At 71.3% G+C, this 14,858-nt stretch carries 12 protein-coding genes; 6 read left to right on the top strand and 6 right to left on the bottom strand.

The window, feature by feature from the left end; translation table 11 throughout:
- Positions 1 to 52 precede the first annotated feature (52 nt).
- On the top strand, positions 53 to 724 hold the full coding sequence (locus tag LZG04_RS07965) for a peptidylprolyl isomerase (protein ID WP_233815166.1): 672 nt from the start codon (positions 53 to 55) through the stop codon (positions 722 to 724).
- On the opposite strand, the gene LZG04_RS07960 is transcribed toward LZG04_RS07965, so the two are convergent.
- The gene (locus tag LZG04_RS07960) at positions 721 to 1,446 is read right to left on the bottom strand and encodes a hypothetical protein (protein ID WP_233814771.1); all 726 of its coding nucleotides are present in this window, start codon (positions 1,444 to 1,446) and stop codon (positions 721 to 723) included. The genes LZG04_RS07965 and LZG04_RS07960 overlap by 4 nt on opposite strands.
- A gap of 94 nt (positions 1,447 to 1,540) precedes the next feature.
- Between LZG04_RS07960 and LZG04_RS07955 the strand changes: the two genes are divergently transcribed.
- Complete coding sequence (locus LZG04_RS07955) at positions 1,541 to 2,212, top strand: MOSC domain-containing protein (protein WP_233814769.1); 672 nt, start codon at positions 1,541 to 1,543, stop codon at positions 2,210 to 2,212.
- Positions 2,213 to 2,240: 28 nt separating this feature from the next.
- Here LZG04_RS07955 and LZG04_RS07950 read toward each other — a convergent pair whose 3' ends face one another.
- Entirely contained in the window at positions 2,241 to 3,080 is an 840-nt protein-coding gene (locus tag LZG04_RS07950) for an aldo/keto reductase (RefSeq protein ID WP_233814767.1), read from the bottom strand.
- Between the two features lie 113 nt (positions 3,081 to 3,193).
- Positions 3,194 to 5,218 carry a phenylacetic acid degradation bifunctional protein PaaZ gene (paaZ, locus tag LZG04_RS07945; protein ID WP_233814765.1) on the bottom strand — a complete coding sequence of 675 codons (2,025 nt, stop codon included), beginning with the start codon at positions 5,216 to 5,218 and terminating at the stop codon, positions 3,194 to 3,196.
- A gap of 137 nt (positions 5,219 to 5,355) precedes the next feature.
- Here paaZ and LZG04_RS07940 point away from each other — a divergent pair, with 137 nt between their 5' ends.
- On the top strand, positions 5,356 to 6,594 hold the full coding sequence (locus LZG04_RS07940) for a glycoside hydrolase family 16 protein (RefSeq protein ID WP_233814762.1): 1,239 nt from the start codon (positions 5,356 to 5,358) through the stop codon (positions 6,592 to 6,594).
- Between the two features lie 620 nt (positions 6,595 to 7,214).
- Positions 7,215 to 8,216, top strand: coding sequence for an LLM class flavin-dependent oxidoreductase (locus tag LZG04_RS07935; protein WP_233814760.1), 1,002 nt, complete (start codon positions 7,215 to 7,217; stop codon positions 8,214 to 8,216).
- 1,009 nt (positions 8,217 to 9,225) lie between these two features.
- Here LZG04_RS07935 and LZG04_RS07930 read toward each other — a convergent pair.
- The 3 genes from LZG04_RS07930 to LZG04_RS07920 form a co-directional block, all read right to left on the bottom strand.
- Positions 9,226 to 9,555 (bottom strand): chorismate mutase, encoded by a 330-nt coding sequence (locus tag LZG04_RS07930; protein ID WP_233814759.1) that lies wholly within the window; start codon positions 9,553 to 9,555, stop codon positions 9,226 to 9,228.
- A 61-nt stretch (positions 9,556 to 9,616) separates the two neighbouring features.
- Entirely contained in the window at positions 9,617 to 10,516 is a 900-nt protein-coding gene (locus tag LZG04_RS07925) for a proteasome assembly chaperone family protein (RefSeq protein WP_233815164.1), read from the bottom strand.
- 19 nt (positions 10,517 to 10,535) lie between these two features.
- On the bottom strand, positions 10,536 to 11,468 hold the full coding sequence (locus LZG04_RS07920) for a TetR/AcrR family transcriptional regulator C-terminal domain-containing protein (RefSeq protein ID WP_233814757.1): 933 nt from the start codon (positions 11,466 to 11,468) through the stop codon (positions 10,536 to 10,538).
- Between the two features lie 93 nt (positions 11,469 to 11,561).
- Here LZG04_RS07920 and LZG04_RS07915 point away from each other — a divergent pair, with 93 nt between their 5' ends.
- Both LZG04_RS07915 and LZG04_RS07910 read left to right on the top strand, forming a co-directional pair.
- Positions 11,562 to 12,767, top strand: a complete 1,206-nt coding sequence (locus LZG04_RS07915; RefSeq protein WP_233814755.1) for an FAD-dependent monooxygenase — start codon at positions 11,562 to 11,564, stop codon at positions 12,765 to 12,767.
- A 46-nt stretch (positions 12,768 to 12,813) separates the two neighbouring features.
- The gene (locus LZG04_RS07910) at positions 12,814 to 14,664 is read left to right on the top strand and encodes an ABC transporter ATP-binding protein (protein WP_233815162.1); all 1,851 of its coding nucleotides are present in this window, start codon (positions 12,814 to 12,816) and stop codon (positions 14,662 to 14,664) included.
- Positions 14,665 to 14,858: the final 194 nt, after the last annotated feature.

Below are 14,858 nucleotides of genomic sequence, written 5' to 3'. Positions count from 1 at the left end.
CGGTGGGTCCGTTAGACCTGGTGCGGTGAGGATCCTGGTGGCAGTGGCGCTGATGGCGGTTCTCGGCGGCGGGGTGGCGCAGGCGTCCCCCGGCGCACCCGACACGACCCGCGGGCCGTGCGCGTACACCGTGACGCCGGACGAGCCGGCGGCCCGGCCCGTGCCGCTGCCGCCCGACCCCCGGCACACGCCCGATCGGGGCCACCCCGAGGTGCTGCTGAAGACCAACCAGGGCCCCGTGCCGCTCGTGCTGGACCGCGCGCAGGCCCCGTGCACCGTGCAGAGCTTCCTGCACCTGGTGCGCAAGAAGTTCTACGACGACACGACGTGCCACCGGCTGACCGCGTACCCGACGTTGAAGGTGCTCCAGTGCGGCGACCCGTCCGGCACGGGTGAGGGCGGGCCCGGCTACCGGTACGCCGACGAGCTGCCGACCGACCTCGCTCCGGCGCCGAACGACCCCACGGGTCAGCGCCGCGTCTACCCGCGCGGCACGCTCGCCATGGCCAACGCGGGCCCCGACACCAACGGCAGCCAGTTCTTCCTGGTCACGTCGGATTCCGTGCTGCGGCCCAACTACACCGTCTTCGGCCGCGTCACGCCCGCCGGGCTCGCCACCCTGGACCGGGTCGCGGCCGGCGGCATCGCGCCGAACCCGGACAGCGAGGTCGACGGCCGACCGGCCCTGACCACGGACATCGAGCGGGCCAAGCGCGCCGGTTAAGACGTGGGCGCGGTCACCCGGATGTCGGCGTTCCAGTCGGCGAAGCGGTGCAGGGTGCGCTGGAACACGTTGTCCTCCAACGTCTTCAGCACCTGCTCCACCCGCACCGGCAGGTCGCCCGGCCCCACCCACACCGTCGCGGACGCGGTGAACCCGGACTCGTAGGCGGCCAGCAGTTGGGCGCGGCGCGAGCTGTCGGGCGTCCGCTCGGCCTGCGCCCGCAGGTCGACCAGCAGCGTGTAGCGGCGCGTCGGCACGCCGTCGAGCCGCTCGTCGCCCTTCTCCACCAGCAGGCTGCCCGCCAGCGACTCCACCACCGACGCGGGGTCGACCTCGTCGGCCAGACCGGCGACCGTGGTGTCGGCCCGCACGGGCGCGCGATCGGCCAGGTCGAGCCTGGTCCACGTGCCGCCGCCGGTGCGCGAGTAGCCGGCGTCGGCGAGCACGACGACGTCGGTGGACGCGTCCTGCCGCAAGGACACCAGCCTGCCCTCGCGGGCGCGCAGCAGGCCGCCGTCGAGCGTCACGCGCAGCCCGGTCATGCTCGTCTCGGCCTGGAACCGCACGGAGCGCTGCTCGTCGGCGCGGGCGGCCAAACCCGTGATCAGCGTGGCGCTGTCCTCCACCACCGGGCCGAGGGTCGGCTCGGGCAGGGGTGACCGCTGCGCGCAGCCCGCCAGCGCGACCCCGGCCAGCACCAACGCGACGACGGACCTGCGCATGACTCCCCCCGCGGACGGTGAACAACGCCATCCTCCCCCACCCGCGCCCGATAAGGAGTGCGAACCCCGAAAGTGACTCGGCTACCGTCGGGGCATGCCCCACGTGCTCTCCGTCAACGTCGGCTCCCGCGTCGAGTTCGACCAGGCCGACATCGGCCACACCGGCATCGGCAAGCGCCCGGTGCGCGGCCCCGTGGACGTCCGCGCTCCCGGCCCCCGTGGCACGGGCGGCAGCGGCCTCGTCGGCGACCACATCTCCGACACGCGCCACCACGGCGGCGACGACCAGGCCGTTTACGCCTACGCGCGGGAAGACCTGGACGAGTGGTCGGCGGAGCTGGGCCGCGACCTGCCGCCGGGCCTGTTCGGCGAGAACCTGACCACGGTCGGCGTGGACGTGTGCGGCGCGCGCATCGGCGAGCGGTGGCGCGTCGGCGGCGTGCTGCTCCAGGCGACCAACCCGCGCGTGCCGTGCCGGACGTTCGCCGGGGTGATGGAGGAGCGCGCGTGGGTGAAGACGTTCACCCAGCGCGGGCTTCCCGGCACGTACTTCCGCGTCCTGGAGCCCGGCTCGATCACGGCGGGTGACGAGATCACGATCGAGCACCGGCCCGACCACGACGTGACGATCGCGCTCGCGTTCCGCGCCCTCACGCTGGAGCCGGACCTGCTGCCGGACCTGCTGGCCGCCGGCGCCGACCTGGCCGACGACCTGCGCCGCCGGGTCGAACGCCGGGTCGGGCGGCAGGCGTTCGACCCGGCGTAGGGACCGGCGTTCAGGCTCCGCCCGGAGTTCAGGCCAGCGCGGACAGCTTCTCGAACTCCTCGTCGGTCAGCTCGATCCGCGCCGCCGCCACGTTCTCCTCCAGGTGCGCGATGGAGGACGTGCCGGGGATGGGCAGCACGACCGGCGACTTGCGCAGCAGCCACGCCAGCGCCAACTGCGCGGGCGTGGCGCCGTGCTCCTTGGCCGCCGCGTCGAGCACGCCGCCCGGGCGGGCCAGCTCGCCGGTCGCCACCGGGAACCACGGGATGAACGTGATGCCCTGCTCGGTCGCGTACTCCAGCACGGCCTCGTGACCGCGGTTGGCCAGGTTGTACAGGTTCTGCACGCTGACGATCGGCGCGACCGCCTGGGCGGCCTTGACCTGGTCCACGTCCACCTCGGACAGCCCGATGTGCCGGATCTTGCCCTCCTCCTGCAGCTTGTGCAGCTCGCCGACCTGGTCCTCCAGGGGGTAGTCCGGGTCGACGCGGTGCAGCTGGTAGAGGTCGATGCGCTCGACGCCGAGCCGGCGCAGGCTCGTCTCCACGGCCTGCCGCAGGTAGGCGGGCTTGCCCAGGACCGGCCACTCGTCGGGACCGGTGCGCAGCAGGCCGCCCTTGGTCGCGATGACCAGGTCGTCGGCGTAGGGGTGCAGCGCCTGCCGGATCAGCTCCTCGTTGATGTGCGGGCCGTAGGAGTCCGCGGTGTCGATGAAGTTGACACCCAGCTCCACCACCCGCCGCAGCACGGCGATCGCGTTGTCGCGGTCGGCCGGGTACCCCCAGATGCCCTCACCGGTGAGCCGCATCGCGCCGTAGCCCAGGCGGTTGACGGTCAGGTCCCCGCCCAGCGAAAAGGTCTCAGACACCTCAGGTGCTCCTCGAACTCGTTGACGATCCTCCCCTCCGCCAACCCGGTGGAGCGCGCCGGTTGTTCCCGCCCGGGTCACCCGATCGGCGCGCGTCCACCTGGTGGAACCGGCTACTGCTTGGCGACCAGCGTGAGCACGTCGTACTTGGCCACCGACTCGCCCTTCTGGTTGACCACGTCGGCGTCCCAGCGGACCTCGCCGTAGTCCTGGTCCTCACGCGGTGTGATCTGCTTCGCGGTCAACGTCACGGTCAGCTCGTCGCCGGGGAACGTGGGCGTGAGGAAGCGCAGGTTCTCCAGCCCGTAGTTGGCCAGCACCGGCCCCGGCTCGGGCGAGACGAACAGGCCCGCCGCGAACGACACCACCAGGTAGCCGTGCGCGACCCGGCCGCCGAAGAACGGGTTGGCCGCCGCGGCTTCCTCGTCCATGTGCGCGTAGAACGTGTCGCCGGTGAACTCGGCGAAGTGCTCGATGTCGGCCAACGTCACCACCCGCGGCCCCGCCACGACCGAGTCGCCGATCCGCAGCTCCCGCAACGACTTGCGGAACGGGTGCACGTCCGCCTCGGTGCGCGGCGCGCCCGGCACCCACTGGCCCGTGACGGCGGTCAGCACCCGCGGGCTCGCCTGCACGGCGGTCCGCTGCATGTGGTGCAGCACACCCCGGATGCCGCCCATCTCCTCGCCACCGCCCGCGCGGCCCGGCCCGCCGTGCACCAGCATCGGCAGCGGCGAGCCGTGGCCGGTGGACTCCTTGGCGTCGTCGCGGTCCAGGACGAGGATCCGGCCGTGCCACGGGGCCACGCCCAGCACGACGTCACGGGCGAAGTCGGCGTCGTGCGTGACGACCGAGCCGACCAGGCTGCCCGCGCCGCGCGCGGCCAGCTCGACCGCGTGCTCGGCGTCGCGATAGGCCATGAGCGTCGACACCGGCCCGAACGCCTCCACCTCGTGCGGCTGGGCGTGGTCGGGGTCGGCCTTGAGCAGCACCGGCGACAGGAACGCGCCGCGCTCGGCGTCGGCGTCCACCACGTCCACGCGGTCCGGCGAGCCGTAGACGACGTCGCCCACCTCCAGCAGCGCCTTGAGCGACCGGCGGACCTCCTCGCGCTGCTCCAGCCCGGCCAGCGCGCCCATCCGCACGCTCTCGTTGGCCGGGTTGCCGATCACGACCTTCGCCAGGCGCGCGGTGGCGGCGTCGGCGACGGCGTCCAGGAGGGACGCGGGTACCAGGGCGCGCCGGATCGCGGTGCACTTCTGGCCCGCCTTGACCGTCATCTCGCTGACGAGCTGCTTGACGAACAGGTCGAACTCGGGCGTGCCCTCGACCGCGTCCGGGCCGAGGATCGAGCAGTTCAGCGAGTCGGCCTCGGCGTTGAAGCGGACGCTGTTGCGCACCACGGTCGGGTGGGTGCGCAGCACCTGCGCGGTGGACGCGGAGCCGGTGAAGCCGACCAGGTCCTGGGCGGTGAGGTGGTCGAGCAGGTCGCCCGCGCCGCCGGTGACCAGTTGCAGCGAACCCTCCGGCAACAGGCCCGAGGCGAGCATCAGCTCGACCAGCTTCTCGGTGATGTAGGCGGTCTGTGAGGCGGGCTTGACCAGCGACGGCACGCCCGCGATGAACGCGGGGGCGAACTTCTCCAGCGGTCCCCACATCGGGAAGTTGAAGGCGTTGATCTGCACCGCCACCCCGCGCAACGGGGTCGCGACGTGCCGGCCGACGAACGTGCCGCCCTTGCTCAGCGGCTCGACGGGGCCGTCGAGGTGGACCTTGTCGTTGGGCAGCTCCCGCTTGGCCTTGCTCGCGTAGCCGAACAGCACGCCGATGCCGCCGTCGACGTCGATCAGCGAGTCGGTCCTGGTGGCGCCCGAGCGGGCGGACAGGGCGTACAGCTCGTCGCGGTGTTCCCGCAGGTGCGAGGCGAGGGCCTTGAGCAGGGCCGCGCGCTGGTGGAACGTCAGCTCCCGCAGCGCCGGCCCGCCGACGCGCCTGCCGTGGTCCAGCGCCGCCGCCATGTCGATGCCGTGCGACGAGATCCGGGCGATCTCCTCGCCGGTCACCGCGTCGTGCAGCGGCGTTCCTTCGACGGACGGGACGTGCCAGCGACCTGACACGTAGCTGCGCAGCATGGCCATCGGGTGTCGACCTCCTCGTCGGGCCGGTGGGTGTCCCGGCATGACCCGACAGTAAAGCCTCACTACTTTCATCGGGACTTGATTAAAGGTGATGCAGTAAGTTCTGGCCTGCCGCCGCCAGAGTGAGAGGAGTGTCGATGAGGACACGAGTGGTGGTGAGCGCGGTCGTGCTCGCCCTGAGCGGGTTCGCCGTGCCGGCCGCGCAGGCCGCACCGGCCGTGGACGCCGCCGCCGACGTGGGCACCATGGCGGTGACGTTCGCCGAGGAGTTCAACGGCCCGGCGGGCACGCGGCCCGACGCCTCCAAGTGGAACACGGAGGTCGGCGACAACAACGGCAACAACCGCGAGCACCAGTACTACACGACGTCGGCGAGCAACGCCGCCATGGACGGCGCGGGCAACCTCGTCATCACCGCCCGCAAGGAGAACCCGGGCAACTACAACTGCTGGTACGGCCGCTGCCAGTACACCTCGGCCCGGATCAACACCGCGGGCAAGTTCACCACGACCTACGGCAAGGTCGAGGCGCGGATGAAGATGCCGCGCGGCAAGGGCATCTGGCCCGCGTTCTGGATGCTCGGGCAGGACATCAACTCGGGCAACCCGTGGCCGGGCAGCGGCGAGATCGACATCATGGAGTTCCTGGGCCACGACCTGGACACCGTGTACGGCACCATCCACGGTCCCGGTTACTCGGGCGCGGGCGGCATCGGCATGCCGTTCAACGGGCCGAACTTCGCCGACGGCTTCCACACCTTCGCCATCGAGTGGTCGCCGACGGGCATCGCCTGGTCCGTGGACGGCAACGTCTACCAGCGCCGCACGCCCGCTGACGTGGGCGGCAACCAGTGGGTGTTCAACAAGCCGTTCTTCATCATCCTGAACCTGGCGGTCGGCGGCGAGTGGCCGGGCTACCCGGACGCCACCACCACGTTCCCGCAGCAGTTCGTGATCGACTACGTGCGGGTGTCGACGCTGGACGGCAACCAGCCGACCGGTGGCCGGATCACCGGCATCGGCGGCAAGTGCGTGGACGTCGCCGGCGCGAACCCCGCCAACGGCACGCCGGTGCAACTGTGGGACTGCAACGGCACCGCGGCCCAGCAGTGGTCCCGCCCGGGCGACGGCACGATCCGCGCCCTGGGCAAGTGCCTGGACGCCGCGTCGGGCGGCACGGCGGACGGCACGCTGGTCCAGTTGTGGGACTGCAACGGCACGGGTGCGCAGCGGTGGGCGGTCAGCGGCGCGAACGACATCGTCAACATCCAGGCCAACAAGTGCCTGGACGCCCAGAACAACAGCTCCGCCAACGGCACCAGGCTCCAACTGTGGACCTGCTTCGGCTCCGCCAACCAGAAGTGGACCGTCACCTGACCAACCACCCCTGACCCCCACCGGCCACGACCGCCGCTCCAGCGGTCGTGGCCGGCCCATTTCGCCCCCTTCCCACCAACAGCCCGCCGAGCCCTCACCCTCGCGGCCGAACCAACCGCGACCGGATCGCCTCACCGGTCACACCCAACCGGGCCCACCCCTGCCGACCTCAGCCCGCGTAACCCCGCACCCGGCCAGCCCCGACCCACCGCCCTCGCCGCAGCAGCAGCGCCCCGCCTGCTATCCCCCTGCACCAACACCCCCGCTCCTGCCACCGCAGCACCAGCACCCCGCGCCTCCTACCGCCGCAGCAGCCCGCTCGCCCCTTGATGTCGCAGCAGCTAGCGACCCAACCCTCGCGGCAGCAGCGACCCAGCCTCCGCCTCGCCGCAGCAGCCTGCTCGCCCTTACCCTCGCAGTCGCTCCCCGACCCGAGCCCTCGCCTCGCAGTCGCACCCAGATTTCGCCGCAGCGGCTGCCACCAGCCCAGCCCTCCTGCACCGGGCGGTCGTGGCCGGTTCCCCTCGGTTCTCGCGATCACCAGCCGGACCAGCCGATTCGGGGCTGACAGCCGCAACCGGCCCGACCCCTCTCCCCGGCGGCCGCGACCGGTCGGCGGAATGCGGGACCGGCCGGGACCGTTGACACCACGTGTGAGGCTTTCCGTGCTGGACCGGTCGCGGGTGCGGGTGGGGCACAGCCACGCCGAGGCGCTGCGTGACACGGTCGCGTTCGCGCGGCAGGTGGAACAGCTCGGCTACCACCGCTTCTGGGTTTCCGAGCACCACGGCGTGCCGGGCGTCGCCGGTTCCGCGCCGACCGTGCTGGCCGCCGCCGTCGCCGCGGCGACGTCCCGGATCAGGGTCGGCACGGGTGGCGTGATGCTGCCCAACCACCAGCCGTTGGTCGTGGCCGAGCAGTTCGGCGTGCTGGAGTCGTTGTTCCCGGGCCGGATGGACATGGGCCTGGGCCGCTCGGTCGGCTTCATCGAGGCCGTCCGCAAGGCGTTGGGGCACGACAAGGAGGACGCCGCCGAGTTCAGCCCGAGGTTGACCGAGCTGCTGGGCTACTTCACCGGCGACCAAGCGGTGCGCGGCTACCCGGCCGACGGCCTGCGCGTGTCCCCGTTCGTCCTGGCCACCGGCGCGGGAGCCCGCGTCGCCGCCGCGCACGGCCTACCGCTGGTCATCGGCGCGTTCCGGGGAGAGGACGCCATGATCGACGCCATCACCACCTACCGCGCCGAGTTCCGCCCCTCGACCTGGGCCGCGGACCCGTACGTGGTGCTCTCCTCGACCGTCGCCGTGGCGGACACCACGGAGGACGCCTGGCGACTGCTCGTACCGGAAGCCTGGTCCATGGCCTACTCGCGCACCCGCGGGGAGTTCCCACCCCTGAGCGCCCCGAACGACATCCTCGCCCAACCGATGACGCCCCGAGAACGCACCTTGTTCGAGCAGTCATTGCAAGGCCACATCTTCGGCACACCGTCAGAAGTCACCAAAGCCCTGGACCACCTCCTCACCCGAACCGCCGCCGACGAAGTCCTGGTCACCACCAGCACCTACGACCGCACCGCGATGCTCGACTCCTACCGCCAACTCGCCGACCTCTACCTCTGACACCCTGACCAACACCTCCGCCCGGCCAACCCAACGGTGGCCCCGAACACCAACAGGCCCGGGCAGCCCACCTTCGCCCACCCCGGCACCCTCAACCCACACGCCCGTTGCACCGCAGACCCGTCAGCCCATGCCCACGGCCCCCAGCCCACGGCCAAGCCGGGCCCACCAGCCACGAAGAGCCGGCCCGTTGAGCGCTTGTCCCGAGGCCGACCGACGGGTTGGCCACCGATCACCGGCTGGACGGCGGGCCAGTGGTCGGTCAGGCGCCGGCCGGTGCCGGCGGCGATGGGCTCGTTCGGCGTAGCGGGTGGCCAGGACACGGAACTGCTCGAGCCGGTCGAAGCAGCGCTCGACCACGCTGCGCCGCAAGTAGCGCTGCTCGTCGAAGGCCGGTGGTCCTTGCGTTCGGGACCGGTGAACATGGCGCGAGGGTGGCCGGGGCCGTGGCGTGCGACGCGGCTGCCGTTAGCAGCAGGCAGCAGTCGCGGGTTGTCCCCCGCCTGGCCAGAAGTGATCAGGATGCACATCGGCAGACCGCGTCCGTCGACCGCCAGGCGCATCTTGGTGCTCAGTCCGCCTCGAGACACCGCCCGAGCCGTTCCCCGTCAACGACGCGCGCCTCGGCCTTGGCCTTGGCTGCGCATCCCCCTTCTCCGGGCACCGGCGGCGTGCTGGCGGGCCCGCACGACACCGGAGTCGACGCTGATGATCCACTCCAGCTCGCCGATCGAGGATGCGCTGCCAGGTGCCGTCTCCGCAGTCGACAACCTCAACCGCTGGTGCGCGGTCTTCCACGGAACGTAGCGATCGGGCGGGTTCCGCCACCCCCCGACCACGCTCCGACTCCGGTAACAGCGGCTCGATCGCAGCCCACGCCCGATCCGTCAGCGCACCACGACCCACCACGCCCAAGAACTACCAAAAGACCTGGTCACCGGCTTATCGGACACGACCTAGGCGCCGGCCGTCGACGGCCGGTGCGCTGTGGTTCGGGACTGGGAGCGCGTCAGGCCTTGGGGTTGGCGTGCTTGTGCTCGGCGAGCTCGACCTCGATGAACGCGGCGATCATGGCGCGCCACACCGCCTCCGCGACGGCCGGGTCGAGGCCGCTGGACACGGCTCGGTCCCGGACCGAGGCGATCACTTGGGCGACGCGGTCCGGGGCGCGGACGGCTTGGTCGTCGGCTTTGAACGACGCGGCGGCCCGGACCAGGCTTTGCCGCTGCGCCAAGAGGCGCACCAGGTCCGAGTCGATCGCGTCGATGCGCTCGCGTACCTCGGCCAGTGACGTCGGAGGCGGGGTGGTGGACACGTCGAACATCATCCACGAGCCCACGCCGCCGACCGTCGCCGACCTGGTCGGTGACGGGTTCAGCCGACCTGGTCGGTGGCAGCGGTCAGTGGTCGCGTTGTTGTTCGGCCAGGAAGCGCTCGAACTCCGCGCCCAGCTCGTCCGCGCTGGGCAGCGGTTGGTCGTCGCTGATGAGCAGGTTGTCCGACGCCTCGGTGAACGCGTCGTACTGCCGCTCCAGCGCCTCGACGACCTGCGCGACCTCCGCCGACTCCGACACCTGGCGGGTGATCTCGGCGTCGGTCCGCCGGGCCGCCTCGTTCAGCGCGGCGGCCTGGATGACCAGGCCCGTCGACTTCGTCAGCGCCTGCAGCAGGCTCAACGCGGCCGCCGGGTAGGTGCCCTGCGCGAGGTAGTGCGGGACGTACGCCGCGAAGCCCATGGCGTCGTGGCCGGCTTCGCCGAGCCGCAGCTCCAGCAGCGCCGACAGGTTGCCCGGCACCTGCACCCGGTTGAACGGCGAGCCTTCCACGACCAGCTCGGGCCTGGTCGCGTGCGAGATCACCGACAGCTTCCGGGTGTGCGGCACGCCCATCGGGATGCCGTGGAAGCTGACCGCGAGGCGGACTCCCCACCGCTCGATCAACGACCGCACCGCCGCGACCACCGCCTCCCACCGACGGTCCGGCTCGGGGCCGGTCATCAGCAGGAACGGCGTGCCCACCGCGTCGTGCATCAGGTGGACGACCAGCTCCGGGGCGTCGTAGGACTCCCACCGGTCGGTCGCGTAGGTCATCGTCGGCCGCCGGGCGCGGTAGTCGATCAGGTCGTCGATGTCGAACCGGGCGACCACCCGGTGTTCGTGCACTTCCAGCAGGTGGGCGACGAGCGCCGTTCCCGCCGCACCGGCGTCCATGAAGCCGTCGAAGTGGTGCAACAGCACCGCTCCGGTCAGGTCCGGGACATCGGAGTCGACCTCGAACAGATCCTCCGGGTCCAGCGCCACCGCGTGCCTCCCCAAGTGCTCACATACCAGTCCTCGTTTCCGTCAACGTCGAGCGACCACTGATCCATTCCCCGATCCCGTCGAGCATTCGAGCGAGACCGAATTCGAAGAGCGTGTCCAGCTCCAAGTCCAGCTCGGAGTTGATCACCCGGCTGAACATCGGGAAGTTCCCGGTGGAGACGATGTCCAGCAGGGCCGGCGCCTGCTGGGTCATCCACTCGTCCCCGGTCATCCCGGTGTCCCGCCGCTGGTCGGCCTCGGGCTCGATGTTCACCGCGACACCTCGCACGAAGCCGAACACCGTCACCGCGGCGTGCATCATCTCCTCCAGGTTCAGCCCCTTCCCGTCGAGCGCGTTCAGGACCCATTCGGTGTACGCGACCGCGCTGGGGAGCAGTTGCGGCCTGGTCATCGACATGGCCGGCGCCAGCCACGCGTGTTCCTGGAACAACTTCCACTGCAACCTCGCGCACACCTCCAGCCGCTCCCGCCAGGTCTCAGGCGGCGGGTCGGGCAACTCCTCCTTCCTCAGCACGTGGTCGATCATCCGGAGGACCAGCTCGTCCTTGTTCTCCACGTGTCGGTACAGCGACATGGTCGCCACGCCCAGTTGAGACGCCAGCCGCCGCATCGACACGCCGTCCAGTCCTTCCGCGTCCGCGAGGCGCACGGCCGCGAGGACCAGCCGCTCGCCGGTCAGGTCGGCCTCCTGCGCGCGCGGCCGCGCAGCTTCGCCACCTTCCGACGACACGACCGTGCCCACCCCCGCCACGGGGCGCACGAAGCCCTCGGAGCGCAAGGTGACGAGCACCTTGGTCGCCGTGGCCATCGCGACGTTCCACCGCACGGTGATCTCGCGCGTCGACGGCACCCGATCACCGGGCTGCAGTCGACCCGACTCGATCCATTCGCGGATCTCGCGCGCTATCCGCTGGTAGACCGCGTCGTTCATGCCCGCCTCCTCGAATGTAGTGCACTGGAGTCTAGTGCACTAGTGCACGATCAGGTGACTTGACCACGCAGTGCACTTCGGTACGGTGTACGCATGAACAGCGTACTGATCTCCGGCGCCGGTGTGGCCGGCCCGGCCCTGGCCTACTGGCTGCGCCATTACGGATTCGCCCCGACCGTCGTCGAACGGGCCCCCGCGCCCCGGGCGGGTGGCCAAGCGATCGACCTGCGCGGCACGGCCCGCGAGGTCGCCCGGCGGATGGGCGTCCTCGACCAGGTCCGCGCCGCGCACACGGGCGCGCGGGGCATGGCGTTCGTGAACGCCGCCGGCAAGCGCACGTCCACCATGGCGTCCGACGCGCTGGGCGACTCGGGCGGCGTGATCGCCGAGCTGGAGATCCTGCGGGGCGACCTGGTCCGCATCCTGCACGAGGCCACCGACAGCGGCGTCGAGTACGCCTTCGGCGACAGGATCACCTCGCTCACCCAGACCGACACCGGCGTTCGGGCGACCTTCGAACGCGCCGCGCCGCGCACGTTCGACCTCGTCATCGGCGCGGACGGGCTGCACTCCGGAGTCCGGTCGCTGGTGTTCGGCCCCGAATCGCGGTTCGCGCACGACCTCGGCGCCTACATCTGCGTCTTCGGCACGACCCAACGGGACGACCTCGACGGGTGGCAGCTGATGCACACCGTGCCCGGCCGCACCGCGGGCCTCTACCCGCTGCCGGGCGGCGAGGCCAACGCGATGTTCGTGTTCGCCTCTCCCCCGCTGGAGCACGACCGGCGCGACACGGCGTGGCAGCGAAACGTGGTCGCCACCACGTTCGCGGACGACGGCTGGGAGGTGCCCCGGCTGCTGGGCGACCTCAGCCAGGCACCCGACTTCTACTTCGACCGGCTCAGCCAGATCCGGATGGACAGCTGGTCGGACGGTCGGGTGGCGCTGCTCGGCGACGCGGCCTTCTGCGCGTCGCCGATGGCGGGCAACGGCACGAGCATGGCGCTGGTCGGCGCGTACGTCCTCGCGGGCGAGCTGGCCACCGCGCCGGACCACACCACGGCGTTCAGACGGTACGAGGAGGTGATGCGCGAATACGTGAGGAGATGCCAGAAGTTCGCGCTGGGAGGGGTCGACAGCCTCATGCCGAAGTCACGGATGTTCATCCGCATGCGCGACTTCTCGCTGCGGGTCGTGCCGCACCTCCCCGGCGGGGCGAGGTTGTTCGGCGACCTGCAGAAGCTCGCGAGCACGGTGTCGCTGCAGGACTACCGCGGGCGGAGCTTGACCTCCAGCTGAGTCCAGGTCTTACGTTCCGGGCATGGACATGGAGACCACCGCCTGGATGTCGCTGTACCACGTGACCAACGCGCAGGACGACAAGCGGCCGTTCTCCGTTGCCACGTTCCGCCGGATCTGGACGTTCGCGCGTCCGCACCGGGTGAGGTTGGCCCAGTACCTCGCCCTCAGCGTGGTCGTGGCGGTGCTGGCGGTGGTGACGCCGGTCCTCGCGGGTCGGATCGTGGACGCCATCGTCAACGGCTCGGCCTACCAGGTGGTGCTCGCGCTCGCGGCGGTGATCGCGGGTATCGCGATCGTCGAGGCGGGGTTGGGCCTGGTCACGCGGTGGCTGTCGGCGAGCATCGGCGAGGATCTGATCCTCGACCTGCGGACCACGGTGTTCGACCACGTGCAGCGGATGCCGATCGCGTTCTTCACGCGCACCCGCACCGGTGCGCTGGTCAGCAGGCTCAACAACGACGTCATCGGCGCGCAGCGGGCGTTCAGCGACACCCTGTCCAGCGTGGTCGGCAACCTGGTCACGCTCGCGTTGACGCTGGCGGTGATGATCAGCCTGTCGTGGCAGATCACGCTGCTCGCGCTGGTGCTGTTGCCGGTGTTCGTGGTGCCGGCGCGGCGGATGGGGACGCGGCTGGCGCGGCTGGAACGTGAGGCGGCCAACCACAACGCCACGATGAGCACGCAGATGACCGAGCGGTTCTCCGCGCCGGGCGCGACGCTGGTGAAGCTGTTCGGCAGGCCGGCGCACGAGTCCGCGGAGTTCGCCACGCGGGCACGGCGGGTGCGGGACATCGGGGTGCGCACGGCCATGGTGCAGACCGTGTTCCTGACCGCGTTGACGCTGGTTTCGGCGCTGGCGCTGGCCGTGGTGTACGGGTTGGGCGGGTTCTACGCGCTGCGCGGCGAGTTGGACCCGGGGTCGGTGGTGGCGCTGGCGTTGCTGCTGACCAGGCTGTACGCGCCGCTCACGGCGCTGGCCAGCGCACGGGTCGAGGTGATGAGCGCGCTGGTGAGCTTCGAGCGGGTCTTCGAGGTGCTCGACCTGAAGCCGTTGATCACCGAGAAGCCGGGCGCGCGGTCGGTGCCGGACGGTCCGGTGTCGGTGGAGTTCGAGAACGTCCGGTTCGCCTACCCGGCGGCGGACAAGGTGTCCCTGGCGTCACTGGAAGAGGTCGCGGTGCTCGACAACCGCGGCGGAGTGGAGGTGTTGCACGACGTGTCATTCCGGGCCGAACCGGGCCAGGTGGTGGCGTTGGTCGGCTCGTCGGGTGCGGGGAAGTCCACGATCGCCTCGCTGCTGCCCCGGCTGTACGACGTGGACTCGGGTGCGGTGCGGCTGTCCGGCGTGGACGTCCGCGACTTGACGGCCGACTCGGTCCGCGAGGTGCTGGGCATGGCGACGCAGGACGGTCACCTGTTCCACGAGTCGATCCGGTCGAACCTGCTGCTCGCCCAGCCCGAGGCGACGGACGAGGAGCTGTGGGAGGTGCTGCGGCGGGCGAGGCTGGCCGACCTGGTGGCGTCGCTGCCGGACGGGTTGGACACCGTGGTCGGTGAGCGGGGCTACCGGTTGTCCGGCGGTGAGCGGCAGCGGTTGACCATCGCCCGGCTGCTGCTGGCGAAGCCGCGCGTGGTCATCCTGGACGAGGCGACCGCGCACCTGGACTCCACTTCGGAGGCCGCCGTGCAGGCCGCGCTGGGCGAGGCGTTGCAGGGGCGGACCGCCGTGGTGATCGCACACCGGCTGTCGACCATCCGGGCGGCTGACCTGATCCTCGTGGTGGAGGGCGGCCGGGTGGTGGAACGCGGCACCCACACCGAACTACTCGCCGCAGGCGGGCGCTACGAGGAGCTGTACCGGACCCAGTTCGCGGAGGAGGCACGCACCGCGTGACGGCGGCGGCCGAGAGGGGTGTCGATACCTGGGCGCGGTGACGCCGGGCGCGGTGACGGCCAGGGGGTTGGTGATGGCCGCGGGGTGGTGACGGCGGGGTCGAGCCGGGGCGGCCCGGTGTGGTGGCACCGGTGTGGTGGGCCGGGGCTGAGCCGCGAGGTAAGTCCGAGGGGTGGGCCCGGGCGCAGGGCGCG

The sequence above is a fragment of the Saccharothrix sp. S26 genome (genome assembly GCF_021390395.1).
Lineage (GTDB): Bacteria > Actinomycetota > Actinomycetes > Mycobacteriales > Pseudonocardiaceae > Actinosynnema.
Note: the sequence above shows the minus strand (reverse complement) of the source record. Positions and strands in the feature narration are given on the sequence as shown.